This is a genomic window from Collinsella aerofaciens (genome assembly GCF_015553355.1).
GTDB lineage: Bacteria > Actinomycetota > Coriobacteriia > Coriobacteriales > Coriobacteriaceae > Collinsella > Collinsella aerofaciens_V.
Map to the genome: position 1 here is coordinate 13,108 of NZ_JADNGN010000007.1, position 18,382 is coordinate 31,489.

The following is an 18,382-nucleotide window of genomic DNA, read 5'->3' on the forward strand; positions in this document are numbered from 1 at the left end:
GTATTCTGCAAATTCCACCGTTCCGGATGCCCCTCAGAGGCGAAAAAGCAAAAAACAGCCCCCGTTTTAGCGTCGTCAGAGCCAAAACGGGGGCTGTTCCGTGCTTCACCCAACTGGTAAAAGCCTTTACCTTGCTGAATACTCTCAATTTTGCACGGCGCAGGCGGGGGTACCTTTGCCCACGGCAGGATATGGAAACCAAGCGCCAACTTGCTGGCAAGCTCGTGTCGGCAGCCCCGCGGCGTAGCCAGTGTTCGCGTTACGGCAGAATATGGAAGCCCAAAGCGGCGATATCCTTGGCAAAGCCGCGCACGGTGTCGAGCGAGACCTCGTACGGGTCGCGACCAATGTTCTTGCGCTTGGCCAGGATGCTGTTGGGCACCGTAATGATCTGGCAACCGCAGGCCTCGGCCTGGTAAATATTGATGAGCTCGCGCGTGGACGCCCACAGGACCTCACAGTTGGGCTTGGCGGCGGCCTTCTTGACCGACTCCGTCACAAACGGAATGGGGTCGACGCCGGTATCGGCGATGCGGCCGGCAAAGAGCGAGATGATGGACGGCGTCTCGGCGTCGACGGCCTCGACCATCTCATCAACCTGCGTAGGCGTAAAGATGGTGGTGACGTTGACCTTGATGCCGTCGGCCGAAAGCTTGCGCACCAGCTCGGCGGTGGACTCGCCCTTGGTGGTCACGCACGGAATCTTGACGTAGACGTTCTCGGCCCAGGTAGCGATCTCGCGCGCCTCGACCTCCATGGTCTCGACGTCGTCGGCAAAGACCTCAAACGAGACGGACACATCGGTGATGTGGGCCAGGACCTCCTTGGCAAACGCGCGGTAATCCGTCACGCCGCCCTTCTTCATAAGGGACGGGTTGGTCGTGAAACCCTGAACGTTGCCGTTCTCGTACATGTCGAGCATGCCCTCGAGGTTTGCACCGTCAGCGAACACCTTGATTGCCATCTGCCTGATTCCTTTCGCTTGCACATGGGCGTTAAACTGCTAAACACTTTACCTACGTTTATCAAGGCGTGAGCTGCGGTTTTTTATCTTCTCGGCGAACGGTATAAACACCTCAGTGTTTGGATTGATAAATCGATTGAGCATGCAAAAGCAAAGAGTCGCAGTTTGGGCAAACGTCAGAACGCGGGATTCATTAGATGAGGCCGAAATGCTGCATCGCTGTGACGGTGCCGTCGTGTGCGACATCGTCGGTCACGTAGTCGGCGACCGCCTTGGCCTCAGGCATGGCGTTGCCCATGGCGACAGCCGTCTCGACCGCAGCGAGCATGCCCAGGTCGTTACCCGAATCGCCGAAGCCAAAGGTGCGCGCGTTGCCGGTGCGACCCAGGTATTCCAGCGCTCGCGCCACGCCCACGCCCTTGTCAATGCCCTTGGGGCTCAGCTCGCGATTCTGGCCACCGGTGTTGCACAGCTCAAACTCGCAATCGATAAAGCCGTCATCATTGGCTACGCGAGCCAAACTGGGCACACTGAGGCACACCTTGCCCACGCGCAAACGGCCGTCGACGCGCATTTCCTCGTCGCTGTGCACCACAGAAGTGCCGATCAGAGACGACTGCTCAACGCCCACAGGCTCCAGGGCAAAAGTAGCAACGTTGGTCTCGAAAAAGGCTTCAATCCCTGCCGCGGCCATACGGCGTGCAAGCTCCTCGATAACGTCCTCGTCAAAGCAGTCCTCGTGCACCACGCGGCCCTCGACCTCGAGCGTCGCTCCCGCCATGGCAACGACACCCGCCGGGTTCAGCGCGCGCAGGCCATCGGCAATCAGCCACAAGGGACGACCCGTGCAGATAAATGCCTGGTGTCCCGCGTCGCGCAGGCGATGAAACGCCTCGACGACCGCCTGCGAGGGGCGAACCGCCGAAAAGTCCTTGTCGGTCATGTTGTCGGGATCGAACGACGTCAGTGTGCCGTCCACGTCAAAAAAGAGCACGGCGGAATCGGGGCACGCATCAATCATACGGGTTCCTTTCGGGGGCGAGAGTAAACGAAGCATCCATCATATAATGGAGCGACGCAACCAGAGAGGTCACCCATGGAATTTTACGCAAGCTGCCCCGAGGGCTTTGAGTCCGCACTCGCCGATGAGCTTAAACGCCTCGGGCTTTCGCATGTTCGCCGGCTGAAGGGCCGCGCTACATTTGAGGGCGAGCTCGAGCAAGGCTACCGCGCCTGTCTGTGGTCGCGCCTGGCGAGCCGTGTGTTCGTAGTACTCGGGCGCTTTGAGGCGCAGGATGCCGGTGAACTGTACGACAGCGTTTACGACATCGCCTGGGAGACCATCATCCGCCCCGGCGCCACCATCGCCATCACCGCCCGCGGCGTGACCGAGCAGCTGCGCAACACGCGCTTCTCGGCCCTGCGCGCCAAGGACGCATTGTGCGACCGCTTGGCCGAAACCACGGGCCGTCGCGCCAATGTCGACGCCGCCGATCCCGATGTTCACCTGCTGCTTTCGCTGCGTCAGCGCCGCGCGAGCATCAGCCTGGACCTTTCGGGCGACCCGCTGTTCAAACGCCTGCCGCCCGCAGCGACCCGCGCCGGCGAGGGCGCGCACGTGCTGCGCCCCGACTACGCCGCCCTGGTGCTGGCGCAGGTCGGCTGGACCGCACTGTGCGAGCGCGAGTTGACGGCCGACGATTACGAGAACGAAGCCCTTCCCACGCTGATCGATGCCTCGTGCGCCGGCGGCGGCCTGTTGCTGGAAGCCGTGAACATTCTGACCGACCGCGCCCCGGGCGCCGCACGCGAGCGCTGGGGCTTTGAGGGCTGGCAGCTGCACGACGCCGCCCTGTGGGAGCAGCTGCTTGCCGAGGCGCGCGAGCGCGAGGCGGCAGCGCGCGAGCGGCAGGCGCGCATCGTGGCCGCAGACATCGACCCCGCCGCCCGCAAGACTGCCGAGCGCATGGTCAAGTGCGCCGGCTACAAGCGTTTTGTCGACTTTTGTGCCGCCAAGCCCGCCACCGTGCTGGACCATGCGGGCGCCGTCGCCGGTGCCGCCGTGGTCGCAGACACCACCGAGACCCCGCTTTCGCTCATGCACGACGCCATGACGCTCATCGGCGAGCTGCGCCGCGCGCCCGAGCTCGCTTCGGCACCGGTCGCCGCACTCACCCGCGATGGCCTTATGGCCCGCGCGCTCCATGCCGAGCCCGCGCGCTCCATCGCCGTCATGCCCAATAACGAAGAGGCAACTATTGAGGTTTGGCCCTCGCTCGACCACGCCGCCGCAGCGTTTGAGGCTGCGACCAGTGCGGATGCCGAGGCCGAGGTTGCGGATGCCAACGAAGCCAACGACAAAGCCGCCGCTTCCTCCATGCCCGAACCTGCCGCCACGCTCGACCTGGGTGACGGCAAGCCGTTGCCCGTGCTCATTCCCGAGTCCGAGCAGTTCGCCAACCGCCTGCGCAAGAATGCCCGCCTGTGCCGCAAGTGGGCAAAGCGCGAGGGCGTGAGCTGCTACCGCGTCTACGATGCCGACCTGCCCGATTACTCCGCCGCCATCGACCTGTACGAGGGTTGCCCGCAGACGCCGGGCCGCTGGCTCGTCATCGCCGAATACGCCGCGCCCAAGACCATCGACCCAGCGCTAGCCCAGGCCCGCATGCTCGACATTTTGGCCATTGCGCCCCGCATCCTGGATGTTCCCGCCGAGCATGTGCACGCCAAGGCCCGTATGCGTTCGCGCGGCGGCTCGCAGTACGGCAAGCAGGGCACCGGCAAGGGCAGCTCGGGCGAGCGCGCCAATATCGCACGCCGTCGCCTGCCGCTCATCGAGGAGGGCGGCCTTACCTTTGCCGTCAGCTTTGATGACTACCTGGATGTGGGCATCTTCTTGGATCACCGCGTCACCCGCAACCTGGTGCGCGAGCACGCCAAACAGGCGCGCCGCTTCCTCAACCTGTTTGCCTACACCGGCACTGCCACCTGCTACGCGGCCGATGGCGGCGTCGAGGAGACTGTGACGGTCGACCTTTCCAACACCTACCTGGACTGGGCCGAGCGCAATATGCGCCAGAACGGCTTTGTTGGTCCGCAGCATCATTTTGTGCGCGACGACGTGCTTGCCTGGATTCGCGACCAGCGCCAGACGCGCAACCGCTGGGACCTGATCTTTGTCGACCCGCCCACGTTCTCGAACTCGTCCAAGATGGGCCGCCGTACCTGGGATGTCCAGCGCGACCATGTTGAGCTGTTGGCCGGCGTATCGCGCCTGCTCGCGCAGGGCGGCCATGCCATCTTTAGCTGCAACCTGCGCGGCTTCCGCCCCGAAACGCGCAAGCTCGCACGCGCGGGCGTGGTGCTGGAGGACATTACGGCACAGACCATCCCCGAGGATTTCGCGCGCAACCAGAAGGTGCACCATTGCTATATCGTGCGCCGCCTGCCCATCGAGGACGCCATGGCCGAAGTCGGCTTTAGCGCCGAGGAGATTGCCGAGCGAACCGAGGAGCTGCGCAGCCCCGAAACCCGCAAGCCTCGCGCAACGGCGCCCGCGCACGCGCAGGCCGGCAACGGCAAGCCCAACTTTGTCGGCAAGCCCTCCCCCGCCGGCAAGCCCAAAAAGAAAAAGTTCTACGCCAGCAAGCCCAAGGGCAAATAACGAAGTTGCGGTGGAATAGTTCTTAAAAATGCCTGGCAAAGGCCTAAACAGGAACTATTTCACCGCAACTCATATTGGGATGGTGGTTGGCAATCTAGCCTTGGGTGACCAGGCGATAGCCGATACCCACATGCGTCTGGATATAGCGCGGGTGCGCGGGGTCGGACTCGATCTTCTTACGCAACGTGCCCATAAAGACACGCAGGCTCGCCAGGTCGCTCTTAGTTGCCGTACCCCAAATCTCGTGCAGGATAGACTGGTGCGTCAGCACCTTGTCGGCGTTATGCGCCAGCAGGCACAGGAGCTTGTACTCGATCGGCGTCAGATGCAGCTCCTCGCCATCCATCGTGGCGATGCCGGCATCAAAATCGATATGCAGCTCACCGGTATCGAACGAGCCCTCGGAGGCAACGCCGCCCGTTTGCGCATACGAAAGGCGCCTGAGCGTCGTGCGAATGCGCGCGAGCAGCTCCTCGACCGAAAACGGCTTGGTCAGGTAATCGTCGGCGCCAGCATCGAGCGCACGAATCTTGTCCGCATCCTCGCTGCGCGCCGAGACCACGATGATCGGCATGCCCGACCATGCGCGCACCGACTCCACCACCTTGACGCCGTCCATATCGGGCAGACCCAGGTCGAGCAGCACAATGCTCGGTGCCTGCGATGAGGCGGCGGCGATGGCGGCATGGGCGGTCTCCACGGCCATATGACGCAAGCCGTGCGCCTCGAGCGCGGCAACAATAAGATTGCGAACGGCGGGGTCGTCCTCAACGACCAAGATGAGCGGTTTTACGGCAGAGTTCGGCACAGCGCTACTCCTTATCAAACGAAACGTCGGCGACGGGAAGCTCAATCGTAAAGACCGAGCCGTGCGGGTCCGCCGCGGCAACCTCTATGCTACCGCCATGCGCCAGCGCAATGGAGCGGCAGAGCGAAAGACCCAAGCCCACGCTGCGGTGGCTGTCGGCCAAACCGTGGTTGGCGGTATAGAACGACTCAAAGATCCGCTCGCGATCCTCGGGTGCGATGCCCGGGCCGTCATCGGCCACCGAGCACGCCACGCGTCCATCGTCGACGCCAATCGAAATCACGATATGCGAGCCTGCGGGCGTATAGGTGATGGCGTTGTTCACCAGATTGACCACCAGCTGCACCATCAGGCGCGCATCGACGTTGACGAGCGCCGGCTCATCGCACGCCACTACCTTAAGGTCGTGCTCGCGCACGGCAGGGTTCACGTGGCGCAGCGCCTCCTCGACGATATCGTCCATGAGCTCGAGTGTGGTCGACAGGCGCATACCGCCACCCTCGAGCTTGGTGATGGCGAGCAGGTTCTCGACGGTGGCGTTGAGCCATTGCGCATCCGAGCGAATGGAAAGGAGCAGGCCGCGGCGCGTCTGGGCATCGAGCACCGCGGTGCCGGTCGAGCCCTGGTCGAGCAGCACGTCGGCATTACCCGAAATACTGGTAAGCGGCGTGCGCAGATCGTGCGAGATGGAGCGCAGCAGGTTGGCGCGCAACTGTTCGTTTTTGGCGAGCACCGCCGCCTCCTCGCGGGCCTCCATGGCGCGGGCGCGATCGAGCGCCAGCTCGCCTTCGCTCACGATAGCATCGGCAAGCGTCCGCTCCTCATGCGTCAGCACGTCGGGCTCGGCAACGATAGCCAGCACGCCCACCACCGAGGCGGGGTCGCCCGAGCGCACGAAGCCGTCGCCCGTGCGAACCGTCAGGTAGATGCCATAAAACGCCGAGCCGCCAAACGTGGCGTCGAGCGGCGTTCCCACATAGGCGGACGCCGAAAGCCGCGGCGGCATCTGCGGCGCCAGCTCGTGCACCGGCACGGCATCGCCCACGGCCGTGTACGTCGCACGCGGCAGCAGGTCATCGCCCTCGGCGTCGGCGCTGTACCACACGACCGGACAGCCCGAAAGACGCGCCAGCTGCGTGGCCATGGCGTGAACGATCTGCTGCTCGTCGGCGCAGCGCTGCAGCATGCGGTTGGTCTCGAGCACCATATGCGTGCGACGGTCGCTGGCGGCAGCCTGCGCCAAGGCCCGGCGCAGGGCTAACGCAATCGAGCTCGATACAAGCGAGACCACAAACATGATGAAGAACATGCCTGGATAGCCGCGGTCGATAAGCGACAGCGAGTAGCGCGGGTCGACAAACAAGAAGTTGTAGAGCGCCACGGCGGCAGCCGAGCTCAGCAAGCAATACAGGCGACTCCAGGTAAAGAATGCGCACAGCTGCACGGCGAACACATAGACGATCATGATGCTCGGCGCGAGACCCGGATGGTCGAGCAGCGCGCCCACAATCGTCGCCGCGACCAACAGCCCCACCGACACGCAGGCGTCATACAGAGGAGTGCGGCGCGTCAGCGTTGTGCGCCGCCACCAAAAGCTATCGGCAATATCGCCGTCCGTACGGACGTCCATCAGCGCCCCGCCCCTCTCTCAAAAACAAAAACCACCACAAAGGGACAGGCACCTTTGTGGTGGTTTCCCTTGTGGTGGTTCCAAGTGTATAGCCTTTGCAACCGGCGGTCGCTAGACAAACAACACGTGCGCGAGCAGCGCGCAAACGCACGCCGCGACAAGCAGCGTAACCACGATCGAGATCACGCGATCGGCCATATCCATGTTGGCACGGTTCGTCAAAAACCGATCTTCGGCGGCGTCGGCGCGTGCCTCACGTACCAGCTCGGCAACAACCTCGCGGCCATCAAGCATCTTTGCATCCATGTTTGCCTCCGCGGTCTCAATCTTGTCCATCGAAAACCAACTCCGTGCAACCCGTCGGCGCCTACGGCCGCTCGTTGGGGGCCAGGCGCTGCATCTTGTTCACGGCCTTGAACTTGGTGAACAGCGGCACGTACTCAAAGCTCACGTTGGAGTTCTCCAGGCCGTACCAGCGTGCAGGCGTGCCGGCGGCGCGGCGGATGATGTACTTGAGCGTGATGGCCGTACGCTCGCTCGGCTCCACATCGCTTTCGGGCGCCAGAAGCTTACGGATCAGGACGAACTTGAACGTACCGATGTTACCCGGATCCTTGTAGACCGAGTAGTCATGCGTCTGCGCAGGCAGTTCGCCGGTGGCAGCCAGGTCCTGAACGACCTGACGCAGGTAGGCATTGACGCGCTGGTTGATCTTGTAGCCCAGGTACAGATGCACGCGGAACACGTAGTCGGTGCCGAACGTCTCGACCGAATAGGCAAAGGTATGCGGCTCGTCCATGGTCTCGACATTCACGAACCACCAGGCGCGAGCGCGCTTGGGATGCTTGTCCAAGATCGAGTAGACGATATCACGGTCGATGTAATCGGTATGGGTGTCCTTGGTCAGGTACACGATGTTGTCGCTCATGCGCTCATAGCGATCGTCGTCGCGCAGGCGCTTGAGCTGCGGCAGGTAGCTGCGCAGCGGCAGCAGCGTAAACTGGCGCTGCTCGACCGCCGTGCCGTTGTACCAGCACACCATAATGCCCATGATGAGTGCAGCCATGAGGATGGTGAAGTAGCCGCCGTGGAAGAACTTGGTGAGCGAGCTCACGAAGAAGAAGCCTTCGAGCAAAAGGAAAAAGGCCGCGAAGATCCACGGAGCAACCTTGAGCTTGCGCTCCTCGTGCAGGTAGAAGAAGAGCAGCAGCGTGGTGCACATCATAGTCAGCGTAATGGCAAGGCCGTAGGCGGCTTCCATATGCGCCGAGTTCTGGAACAGCAGCACCACGATGACGCAGCCGACAAGCATGACGTTGTTGACCATGGGGATGTAGAGCTGGCCCTTGGTCTCGGCAGGGTAGAAGACCTGCATGTGCGGCATGAGGTCCAGGCGGCTGGCCTCGGACACCAGCGAGAATGCGCCGGTGATGAGCGCCTGCGAGGCAATGATGGCCGCGACGGTGGAAAGGCCTACGGCAAACGGGCGCAGGCCCGGGGCGAGCATCTGGTAGAACGGGTTGAGATCGGCAATGCCCATGAGCTCGGGGTTGGCAGCGTTGTTCATAAGCCAAGCGCCCTGGCCCATATAGGAAAGCAGCAGGCAGCACTTAACGAACGGCCAGGTAGCGTAGATGTTGCCGCGGCCGACGTGGCCCATGTCGGAGTAGAGCGCCTCGGCACCGGTGGTGGCGAGGAAGCAGCTGCCCAGAATCATGATGCCCGCGTGGTTGTTGGGGCTCAGCAAAAAGGCGATGCCGCGCAGCGGGTTGAGGCACAGCAGCACGGCGGGGTGCTGGAAGACAAAGAACAGACCCGTGCCGCCCAGGAACAGGAACCACAGCGTCATGATGGGGCCAAAGGCGTGACCGATCTTGGCCGTACCGATGCGCTGTACCAAGAAGAGCGCGATGATGATGGCAAGCGTAATGGCGACGACGCGGCCCTGATCATCGCCCAGCACGGCATGGACCGCCGGGATGGTGCGCAGGCCCTCGATGGCCGTGGTAACGGTAACGGCCGGCGTCAGGATGCCGTCGGCGAGCAGCGCGGCGCCACCCAGCATGGCGGGGATGATGAGCCACTTGCCGCAGCGCTTGACCAGGCTGTACAGGGCAAAGATGCCGCCCTCACCATGGTTATCGGCGCGCAGCGAGATGAGCACATACTTGATGGTGGTCAGCAGCGTGACCGTCCACACGACAAGGGAGAGCGCGCCGAGCACGAACTCCTCCGTGACGCTTCCGATGCCGCCGTTGCCGGCAACGAGCGCCTTGGTTACATACATAGGGCTGGTGCCGATATCGCCGTACACCACGCCCAGCGTGACGAGCATCGCCGAGATGCTCACAGGAATCGCAGCGTGCGAAGCTGCCTCCTTGGCCTTTTGTTCCATAAGCCGGTTTCCTCCCAACTTTAATGTTCGAAGGAATTATAGGTAATCGGCCCATGTTTGAATGGCACTGTTTTCCCAGCTAGATAAACATTTATACAGCCTTTAAGCCACCTCGGCGATATGGAATGTGACAAAGGGACTTTCCCTTTGTCACATTCGTCATTTTCCAAGCCAATTTTTGAACCACCACTCCATGGAGCGGCTCATCTCGGCCATAAAGGGACTCGTGTGCTTACGGGTATAGATGTCCACGACGCGCTCCCCCACCTCGCGGGCATGCGGACGGAACATCGCGTCCATCTCGGCCACCTGCGCGTCCATGGTCGCGGCATCGGCGCGGCAGTAGCGCTCCTCGTGCACCAGGTTCGCCACGGGATGCGCAATGGCCGGACGCTCCTTACGGGGCGTGCCGATGATGAGCATCGACAGCGGCATGGTATAGGGCGGCAAGTCCAGCAGCTCGGCAACTTCCTCGGCATTCTCGACGATATCGCCGATGTAGCAGCTCCCCAGCCCCAGGGCCTCGGCGGCAACCACGGCGTTTTGCGCAGCGATCACGGCGTCCTGGGCCGCGATGGCAAAGTCGCCCAAACCCGGCGCGCGGCGGGGCGCCTTGCCCGTACGCTCGACAAACTCGGGCTCAAAGCAGCCCACGTGCTCAAACAGATCGATCCACTTGGCATAATCGACCACAAATATTAGTGCCCAGGGCGCCTTGGCGATCATGGGCTGGTAATCGCACAGGTCGGCGAGGCGGTCCAGCGTAGCCTGCTCGCGAATGCTTACGATGGAATACATCATCATGGCGCCTGCCGACGGCGCACGACTCGCCGCATGCAGAATCGCCGCCCGCTGCTCGTCGGTCACCGCCACGGGGCGGTCGTCGTCATCACGCGCAAAGACACGCGTGGAGGAACGGTGCTCCAACGTGTCCAGCACCGCATTGCCCGTCGTCTCGACCGGATAACCGTTCGTATCCACAGCCTTGGTGCAAACCTGCTCGTTCATCGCATCATCCTCGCTAATTCTTTAAGAAGCCTTTACGTTTCCGTGTAATTCCCGTCCATTATCGCGCAGGTCGCCACTACATTGCGCCACACCGCCACACGTGCGCGTTAATATGGCTGGTTGTTGTGCGCAGACACCAATTGCGGCGCATATCTTGGTAACAATCGGGTAAACCCCCGCTTTCGTAGGTTTTAGTTTGTGAGGAGTCTCAGCATGTTCGCTGCCGCCGTCTCGCTCGTCGGTCTTGCGGCGACCGTCTACCTTGTTTTGCGCGAGGCCAAGGCCATTCGCGCTCAGTCGGGCACCGTTGCCAAAAGCGCTCTTGGGTGGAGCGTCGCCTTCGGCCTGTTCCAGCTCTTTTTGACCATTTGGGGCGCTATTGGTCTCGTCGCCCAAAACGAGCCGCTCGCCTTCGTGATGCTCATCCTGACCAATGCCATTCTCACCGGTTGCGCCTGGGCCAGCATCGCCCGCGACCGCATCGCTCCGCGCGTCTTTGCATTCGCCGAGCCCGACGCCCCCGCCCCCACCGGCAAGCTTGCCCGCCTGCGCGGCGCCTTCGTGGGCAAACCGCTCGTCGCGGCTGTCTTGTGCCTGCTGCTCGGCGGCGTCTTTGCGCTGCTGGGCATGGAGGTATCGTCCAACCACGACTTTACCTGGGTCTACCCCCTGTGCATCCTGCTCGAGTGGGCCATCATCACCACGCTCATGGTCGGCTTGTTCTTCCTATTCCAGCGCCACGGCGCAGCCCCCGCGGTCCTGGCCTTTGCCCTCTTTATCCTGGGCATTGCCGAGTTCTTCGTTATCACGTTTAAGTCCATGCCCATCCAGCCGGGCGACCTTTCGGCCATCTCCACCGCCGCCGCGGTCGCCGGCACCGGCTACACCTTCTCCATCTCGCTGTTCTGCGTGCTGTCCATGGGCTTTACCGCCATCGCCATGCTGCTGTGCGAGTACGCTGGCCTGGTGGCACCGCACCGTCAGAAGGGCGCCGCCAACGCCAAGCGCATGCTGCTCACCAACCTGCTCGTGGCCGTGCTGTGCCTGGGCGGTGTGACCGCGCATGTTACGCTCATCGACTACTACAACACTCTCGGCATCACCGTCTACACCTGGCGTCCGCTCGAGAGCTACTGGCGCGAGGGCTACCTGCCTGCCTTTATTAGTGCGGCACAGTCCATCAAGCCGCCCAAACCCGCCGACTACTCCGTCGACGATGCCAAGGCCACGCTCAAAAAGTACGCCAAGGCCTACGACAAGTCCGACGCGGCCAAGAGCGACGAGCGCGCCGCCGCCCAGGAGCAGTTCGACAGCGAGAAGCCCACGGTCATCGCCATCATGAACGAGACGTTCTCGGATCTGTCGATCTACCAGAACATGCGCGCCGGCTACGAGGGTCCGCAGTACTTTAAGAGCCTGTCCAACTGCCTCAGCCGCGGCAAGCTCTACGTGAGCGCCTACGGCGGCGGCACCGCCAATACCGAGTTTGAGTTTATGACCGGCAACTCCATGGCCAACCTGGGCTCGGGCGTGTACCCCTACACCATCTACAACATGGAAACGACCGGGAACCTGGCAGAGCAGTTCAAATCGCTCGGCTATTCCACCACGGCTATGCACCCCAATCACGCAACCAACTGGAACCGCGAGAACGTCTACAAGGACTTTGGCTTTGACCAGTTCCTGTCCATCAACGACTTCCAGGGCGCCGATACCCTGCGCGGCATGGTGACCGACCAGGCGACCTACGACAAGATTCTTGAGCTGCTCGACCAGAACGCCGATCCGCAGTTTATCTTCGACGTGACCATGCAGAACCACTCGGGCTACGACACGGGTCTGCTGCCGGTCGACAAGCAGATGCACCTGAACATCGACACGACCGATCTGGACGCCAAGACCGTCGAGGACGGCACGCTCTCCGATGTCGACGAGTATGTCTCGTGCATCGAGCAGTCCGACCAGGCGCTTCGCTACTTCCTCAACGCCCTGAGCAAGCTCGACCGTAAGGTAGTCGTGGTGTTCTGGGGCGATCACCAGCCGTTCTTCCCGTCCAAGTTCAACGACAAGTGGTTTACCGGCGAGGACGACGCCACGCATCAAGAGCGCCTGTGGCAGACCGACTACATCATCTGGGCCAACTACGACGTTGCCGGCTGCGACCAGACGAGTGAGGTCGACGACCTGTCCACCAACTACCTGTCCACGCAACTCATGCAGCTGATCGGTGCCCCGCTGACCGACTACCAGAAGGCGCACATGACGCTGCGCAAGTCGCTGCCCGCTATCAACTCCGTGGGCTACGAGGACGCCAGCCTGCGCTGGGCGCTCTCCTCCAACGTCACCGGTGACGACGCCGCTGCCGCTGCCGCAACCAAGGCGCGCGAGGATTACGCCAAGATGCAGTACTACGAGATGTTCCGCGACGGCAAGAACGTGTACACCGAGCACTTCCAGACCGAGGCCAACGAGACCGACCCCAACCTGGCACCGGGTACAACCAAGATCAAGTAGCGGGTCGCTGCTAATTCACAACTGAAACGTCTGTCCGGGCGGAGGCATATAAGGTTCCCTGCTCGGACAGTCCTGCGCAAGACGGAGGCCACATTAAGTGGCCTCCTTTGCGTGCGGAACTCGCGATGAACCTTATATGCCTCCGCCCGGACAGACGCCCTGTTGTTGGAGCGCGGCTTGTCATGGGGGGGTATCCGCAACATATATAAGTTGAAGGCCACGTCTTGTGGCCTTTTTTGCATCCGGAAACCGTGTCCCAGAATTCACGTCCGGAATGGGATGCAGTTTCCGCTTGTGGGGGACGCACTTTCCGAAACCCCATCCATCCGGAAAGCCCGTCCCACTCTGAATACATCCAGCGAACGCATGAGAGCGTGTCATCCAGGACAGCCTCGTCATCGTGGTGATGGAAAATGTCACCCCAAACGCTTGCCACGGTTGCGCCTATGAGTGTCAAGAAAAAAGCCTCGAGAATTTCGAGGCTTTCACATTTGTATTGTTTTGCACGAAGGACCGCGAACGACGAAGCTACTCGCCCAAAACGGCCTTTTTGGCGGCTGCAGCCATGTTGTCCAGATCTTCCTTGGTGGGATGGTCCTTCGCGGCAACCCAGTTGTCGAGCAGCATCTTAAATCGGGCGTTGTCGGGATCTTGCTCGAGCATGGCCTCGTAGCGCTGCTTGACCGCGGGGCCCATCTTGCCCTGGCACATCGCCCAGCCCGCAAGCTCGGCATCCCCAGCCAAATTGGAAGTTACGCGGTCGATAATCTGCTGATAGTAGCTCTGGTCGGCCCCAAAGCCGCAGGTGCCAAACAGGAACACGCGCTTACCGTGCAAGGCGGAGAGCAACGCCGCGACCGAAGGCGTGCACGCGCCCTTGTCGCACCAAAAACCGACGAGCACCGTGTCGGCCGCGCAGGCGCCCTGTGCCTCGAGCGCGACCTGATCTGCATCCGCATCGTCGCTCAACGCCGCGGCATGGACAAACTCAACACCCGCAGCCTGCAGAGCGCGCTTGATCGCGCCCGAAACCATCCTGGTATTACCGCTCTTGCTGTTAACCACCAGAGAGCACGTCATAGTCACGTTGCCTCGTTTCCCCCAAAACTAAAGCCACTAATGCAATTTATTAGATGAATATCTTAGTACTTACGTGACAGATGTAAACCACCGTCTGTCGATTGATTAATTTGCCCCACGGGCTTGCTCACTGGGCAAACTGGCTGCGGTAGAGCTCGGCGTAGAAGCCGCCTGCCGCTAGCAGCTCGTCGTGCGTGCCGCGCTCGATAATCTGGCCGTCGCGCATCACCAGAATGCAGTCGGCGTTGCGGATGGTGCTCAGGCGGTGCGCCACGACAAAGCTTGTGCGACCGGCCATGAGCTCGTCGAATGCCGCCTGCACCTGCAGCTCGGTACGCGTATCGATGCTCGACGTTGCCTCGTCCAGCAGCAGAATCGCCGGATCGGTGAGCATAACGCACGCAATGCACAGCAGCTGTTTTTGACCCTGGCTAAACGTGCCGCCGTCCTCGCCGATGACCGTATCGTAGCCGCCTGGCAGCTGCACGATAAACTTGTGCGCATGCGCGCGCTTGGCAGCTTCGATAACCTGCTCGCGCGTGGCGTCGGGACAGCCGTAGGCGATGTTTTCCGCCACCGTGCCCTCGAACAGCCACGTATCCTGCAGCACCATGCCAAAGGCACGGCGCAGGCTTGCGCGCGTGTAGTCACGCGAAGACCGGCCATCGACCATGATGTGTCCGGCATCGATATCGTAAAACCGCAGCAGCAAGTTGATGAGCGTCGTCTTGCCGCAACCCGTGGGGCCGACCAGGGCAAAGCGCATGCCGGGTTTGGCCTCGATGCAGATATCCTGCAGCAGCTTGCGATCGGGCACGTAGCTAAAGTCCACATGCTCAAAGGCGACCTCGCCCTGCGGGGCGGCAAGTTCCACGGCATCCGCCGCATCGGGCTCCTGCTCGCGGGCATCGAGCAGCGCAAACATGCGGCGCGCCGAGGCGTACGCGGTCTGGATCTGCGTAATGACGTTGGTGACCTCGTTGAACGGCTTGGTGTACTGGTTGGCATAGGACAGGAAGATCTGCACGCCGCCCACCGTAAGCGCCGCGGGCACGCCCGTGATCACGCCCACGCAGCCGATCACAGCGACCACGGCATAGATGATGTTATTGATAAAACGCGTACCGGGGTTGGAGAGCGAACCCATAAACTGCGCGCGCTCGCCCGCGGTGTAGAGCTCGGCATTGAGGGCATCGAAGCGCTGCTGGGCGTTCGGGCCATAGGCAAAGGCGTCGACAAGCTTTTGCTCGCCTACGTACTCCTCGATATGACCACCGAGCTGCCCTTGAATACGCTGCTGCGCCGTAAAGCTCTTGTTGGAGAGCTTGGCAATAGCACCGGCTGCAAAAATGGAAAGCGGCGTGACGAGCACCACCACGAGCGTCATGGTCAGATTAATGGAGAGCATAAACGCGAGCGTGCCCACGATGGTGATAACACCGGTGAAGAGCTGTGTGAAGCCCTGCAGCAGACCGTCGCCCACCTGATCGACGTCGTTGACCACGCGACTCATGAGGTCGCCGTGGGCATGGCCGTCGATAAAGCTGAGCGGCATGCGGCTGAGCTTGTCGCTCGCCTCCACGCGCATGTCGCGCACCGTCTCGTAGGACAGGCGGTTGACGCAGTAGCCCTGCAGCCACTGGAAGGCCGCCGCGCCCACCACGACGAGCGCGAGCTTGGTAACGAGCGGCAGCAGCGCGTCAAAGTCCACCTGCCCGGCGGCAACGATCAGGTCGATGCCCTCGCCGATGAGGATGGGCGTATAGAGTTGCAAGATCACCGAGATGGCGGCGCTCACAAACGACGCCGCAAACGAAATGCGGTGTGGACGAACGTAGCCCATCAGGCGGCGAGTCACCGCACCCACGGGATAGCGCTCGGGGTCGCCGGGCTGGCGCGGACCGTCGCCCAGGTCGTTGAGGTTATCGTTACCGGACACATTGGCCGTCATCGTGGCGACCGAACCGGAGGAAGTGTACGGATTCATTTAGCAGCCCTCCTTTGCGCAGGCAGATGCAGGGGCGGTCGGAGCGGACGCGAGCGCCGCACTCCCCTGCTGGCCCTCGAGCTCCTCGCGGCGAAGCTGCGACTGGCAGATCTCGCGGTAGAGCTGGCAGGTCGCGTACAGCTCATCGTGCGTGCCCAGGCCCGCGACCGAGCCGTGATCGAGCACGCAGATTATGTCGGCATCGCGCACGGTTGAAACGCGTTGGCTCACGATCACCGTCGTCAGCGGCAACCCGCCCTCGGCGGCGCCGCGCGTGCTGCGCTCGCGAATGGCGTGACGAAGCGCCGCGTCGGTCTTAAAGTCGAGCGCCGAGGCGGAGTCATCCATGATCAAGATCTGCGGGTCGCCCACCAAGGCGCGCGCGATGGTCAGGCGTTGGCGCTGGCCGCCGCTAAAGTTCTTGCCGCCCGCCTCGACCGGGGCATCCAGGCCCTGGGGCTTGTTGCGCACGAACTCGCTGGCCTGCGCCATATCGAGCGCGGCCCAGAGCTCCTCGTCGGTCGCCGTCTCGTCGCGCCAGGTCAGGTTGCTGCGAATCGTGCCGCTCACCAGCGACGCGCGTTGCGGGACGGTCGCGACCACATGGCGCAGCTGGTCGAGCGGCCACGTGCGCACATTGGCACCCATCACGCTCACGCCGCCGGCGCCCGCATCGTACAGGCGCGGGATAAGCGAGACGAGTGTGGACTTGCCGCTGCCCGTGCCGCCGATGATGCCGAGCGTTTTGCCCAACGGCAGTTCCAGGGTCACATCGTCGACGGCATTTGCCGCGCCCGCGCCAAACGAGAAGCTCGCATGGTCAAAGCTCAGCGCTGATACTGGGGCGGCGGCGACCATCGCGCCCGGCTCGGGCAGCGCGACCGGCTGGTTGCCCTCGTCGGTGATGCTCGGCTCACAATTGAGCACCTCGTTGATACGCGACGCGCTGGCGCTCGCCTTGGTAAAGACCACCACCAAGTTGGCAACGTACACGATGGAGGTAAGGGTCTGCGTCATGTAGTTCACAAACGCCATGACCTGGCCCTGCGTGAGCTCGCCCACGTTGACCTGGATACCGCCCACCCACAGGATGGCGCACACGCCCAGGTTCATCACCAAAAACGTGACGGGGTTCAGGATCGACGAGAGCTTGCCCACCGCGATGGCGACATGCGCCTGGTCATCGGCAGCTTGGGCGAAGCGCTCACGCTCGTGGTCTTCGCGCACAAACGCGCGGACCACGCGGGCGCCCGAAAGCCCCTCGCGGCAAATGAGCGCGATGCGGTCGAGTTTTGCCTGCAGTTGTTTGTAATACGGGATGCAGCGCGCCATGACAACCCAAAACACTAGGCCGATGGCGGGCGTGCAGATCAAAAAGATCACGCCGAGCTTAAGGTCGATGGCAAGGGCCGCGCACATGGAGCCCACGGCCAAAAAGGGCCAGCGGATAAGCATGCGCACGCCCAGTGCCACGGCAAGCTGCACCTGGTTGACGTCGTTGGTAATGCGCGTGATGAGCGAGGGCGTGCCAAAGCGGTCGAGCTCGGCGTAGCTCAGCTTGTTGATGTGCTGGTAGAGCGCGCCGCGGATGTCGGTGCCCATGCCCTGCGAGGTGAGCGCCGCCATCTTTTGGCAGACGAGCGTAAACGAGATGCCGATCACGGCCATGGCGGCAAGCACCACGCCGTAACGGATGACAGCGTCCACGTCGTGCGCGCCGATGCCCTGATCGATCATCTGGGCAATCACCAGCGGCGTAAGCAGGTCAAAGATCACTTCGATCAGCTTGCACGCAGGGCCAATCACCATATATCGGCGAAACTTACCACCAAAACGCCTGAGCAGCTCAATCATGTATAGGCGCTCCCTATCATCATTCACACTCAATTCGAATCATGATAGTACTGTCGCCCCAAAGAAGCGTAAACAACTCGTCATTTCTAATGGGGTTCGGTTTCCAAAGAAGCGGAGAGGTGCGCATGCCCAGCCAGTGTCGGGTCGACCGCTTGGTATACTTACATTAGTGCTACCAAGTTAGTCGCCGACCCTTGAAATGAGGTGCCGAGATGAACGACATTCTCGCAAGAAGAGCAAGACGAGCAACTGTGGGCATCGCCCTTTCCGCGGCACTTGTCGCGGGAATCGCCCCCGTAACGGCGATCGCGGCAGAAACCAGTTCCCCCACCGGTGCGGCCGTTTCGCAGACGAGCGCCGCCAACGGCAATTCGGGCGCCCCGCAGACAGAAGACGCGGCCGCCGCAAAAGAAAAAGCGTATGCAGCCATGCAGGAAGCGCTCAAAAACCTCGAGGCCGCAAAAGACGCCGCAAGTCC

13 protein-coding genes are annotated in these 18,382 nt (G+C 62.1%); 3 read left to right on the forward strand and 10 right to left on the reverse strand.

From position 1 onward, the window contains the following. Positions 1 to 259: 259 nt before the first annotated feature. Positions 260 to 964 (reverse strand): transaldolase, encoded by a 705-nt coding sequence (locus tag I2D57_RS03170; RefSeq protein ID WP_195361446.1) that lies wholly within the window; start codon positions 962 to 964, stop codon positions 260 to 262. 193 nt (positions 965 to 1,157) lie between these two features. Further along, positions 1,158 to 1,985: an HAD-IIB family hydrolase gene (locus I2D57_RS03175; RefSeq protein ID WP_195361447.1), complete on the reverse strand. Its 828-nt coding sequence runs from the start codon at positions 1,983 to 1,985 to the stop codon at positions 1,158 to 1,160. Positions 1,986 to 2,060: 75 nt separating this feature from the next. On the opposite strand from I2D57_RS03175, the gene rlmKL reads away from it, so the two are divergent. Next, positions 2,061 to 4,628 carry a bifunctional 23S rRNA (guanine(2069)-N(7))-methyltransferase RlmK/23S rRNA (guanine(2445)-N(2))-methyltransferase RlmL gene (gene rlmKL, locus I2D57_RS03180; RefSeq protein ID WP_195361448.1) on the forward strand — a complete coding sequence of 856 codons (2,568 nt, stop codon included), beginning with the start codon at positions 2,061 to 2,063 and terminating at the stop codon, positions 4,626 to 4,628. Between the two features lie 94 nt (positions 4,629 to 4,722). On the opposite strand, the gene I2D57_RS03185 is transcribed toward rlmKL, so the two are convergent. The 5 genes from I2D57_RS03185 to I2D57_RS03205 all read right to left on the reverse strand — a co-directional run bounded on the left by I2D57_RS03185 (position 4,723) and on the right by I2D57_RS03205 (position 10,469). Next, entirely contained in the window at positions 4,723 to 5,436 is a 714-nt protein-coding gene (locus I2D57_RS03185) for a response regulator (RefSeq protein WP_195361449.1), read from the reverse strand. A 4-nt stretch (positions 5,437 to 5,440) separates the two neighbouring features. Next, complete coding sequence (locus I2D57_RS03190; protein ID WP_195361450.1) at positions 5,441 to 7,066, reverse strand: sensor histidine kinase; 1,626 nt, start codon at positions 7,064 to 7,066, stop codon at positions 5,441 to 5,443. 111 nt (positions 7,067 to 7,177) lie between these two features. Then, on the reverse strand, positions 7,178 to 7,402 hold the full coding sequence (locus I2D57_RS03195) for a hypothetical protein (protein ID WP_195361451.1): 225 nt from the start codon (positions 7,400 to 7,402) through the stop codon (positions 7,178 to 7,180). A 31-nt stretch (positions 7,403 to 7,433) separates the two neighbouring features. Next, positions 7,434 to 9,461, reverse strand: coding sequence for a KUP/HAK/KT family potassium transporter (locus I2D57_RS03200; RefSeq protein WP_195361452.1), 2,028 nt, complete (start codon positions 9,459 to 9,461; stop codon positions 7,434 to 7,436). Between the two features lie 159 nt (positions 9,462 to 9,620). Further along, on the reverse strand, positions 9,621 to 10,469 hold the full coding sequence (locus I2D57_RS03205) for a nitroreductase family protein (RefSeq protein WP_195361453.1): 849 nt from the start codon (positions 10,467 to 10,469) through the stop codon (positions 9,621 to 9,623). Positions 10,470 to 10,682: 213 nt separating this feature from the next. Here I2D57_RS03205 and I2D57_RS03210 point away from each other — a divergent pair, with 213 nt between their 5' ends. Beyond that, positions 10,683 to 12,983: an LTA synthase family protein gene (locus tag I2D57_RS03210; protein WP_195361454.1), complete on the forward strand. Its 2,301-nt coding sequence runs from the start codon at positions 10,683 to 10,685 to the stop codon at positions 12,981 to 12,983. A gap of 528 nt (positions 12,984 to 13,511) precedes the next feature. Here I2D57_RS03210 and bilS read toward each other — a convergent pair. The 3 genes from bilS to I2D57_RS03225 all read right to left on the reverse strand — a co-directional run bounded on the left by bilS (position 13,512) and on the right by I2D57_RS03225 (position 17,904). After that, positions 13,512 to 14,063 (reverse strand): flavodoxin family protein BilS, encoded by a 552-nt coding sequence (gene bilS, locus I2D57_RS03215; protein WP_099432355.1) that lies wholly within the window; start codon positions 14,061 to 14,063, stop codon positions 13,512 to 13,514. Between the two features lie 127 nt (positions 14,064 to 14,190). Further along, positions 14,191 to 16,050 (reverse strand): ABC transporter ATP-binding protein, encoded by a 1,860-nt coding sequence (locus I2D57_RS03220; protein WP_195361455.1) that lies wholly within the window; start codon positions 16,048 to 16,050, stop codon positions 14,191 to 14,193. Beyond that, complete coding sequence (locus I2D57_RS03225; RefSeq protein WP_195361456.1) at positions 16,051 to 17,904, reverse strand: ABC transporter ATP-binding protein; 1,854 nt, start codon at positions 17,902 to 17,904, stop codon at positions 16,051 to 16,053. Between the two features lie 212 nt (positions 17,905 to 18,116). On the opposite strand from I2D57_RS03225, the gene I2D57_RS03230 reads away from it, so the two are divergent. After that, the coding region (locus I2D57_RS03230; protein ID WP_195361457.1) for a hypothetical protein at positions 18,117 to 18,382 on the forward strand (266 nt) is incomplete at its 3' end.

Excerpts from the sequence above, each read along its gene's own strand:
- I2D57_RS03170 (WP_195361446.1), bottom strand. The coding sequence starts at position 964 with ATGGCAATCAAGGTGTTCGCTGACGGTGCAAACCTCGAGGGCATGCTC.
- I2D57_RS03175 (WP_195361447.1), bottom strand. The coding sequence starts at position 1,985 with ATGATTGATGCGTGCCCCGATTCCGCCGTGCTCTTTTTTGACGTGGAC.
- rlmKL (WP_195361448.1), top strand. The coding sequence starts at position 2,061 with ATGGAATTTTACGCAAGCTGCCCCGAGGGCTTTGAGTCCGCACTCGCC.
- I2D57_RS03190 (WP_195361450.1), bottom strand. The coding sequence starts at position 7,066 with ATGGACGTCCGTACGGACGGCGATATTGCCGATAGCTTTTGGTGGCGG.
- I2D57_RS03195 (WP_195361451.1), bottom strand. The coding sequence starts at position 7,402 with ATGGACAAGATTGAGACCGCGGAGGCAAACATGGATGCAAAGATGCTT.
- I2D57_RS03200 (WP_195361452.1), bottom strand. The coding sequence starts at position 9,461 with ATGGAACAAAAGGCCAAGGAGGCAGCTTCGCACGCTGCGATTCCTGTG.
- I2D57_RS03205 (WP_195361453.1), bottom strand. The coding sequence starts at position 10,469 with ATGAACGAGCAGGTTTGCACCAAGGCTGTGGATACGAACGGTTATCCG.
- I2D57_RS03210 (WP_195361454.1), top strand. The coding sequence starts at position 10,683 with ATGTTCGCTGCCGCCGTCTCGCTCGTCGGTCTTGCGGCGACCGTCTAC.
- bilS (WP_099432355.1), bottom strand. The coding sequence starts at position 14,063 with ATGACGTGCTCTCTGGTGGTTAACAGCAAGAGCGGTAATACCAGGATG.
- I2D57_RS03220 (WP_195361455.1), bottom strand. The coding sequence starts at position 16,050 with ATGAATCCGTACACTTCCTCCGGTTCGGTCGCCACGATGACGGCCAAT.
- I2D57_RS03225 (WP_195361456.1), bottom strand. The coding sequence starts at position 17,904 with ATGATTGAGCTGCTCAGGCGTTTTGGTGGTAAGTTTCGCCGATATATG.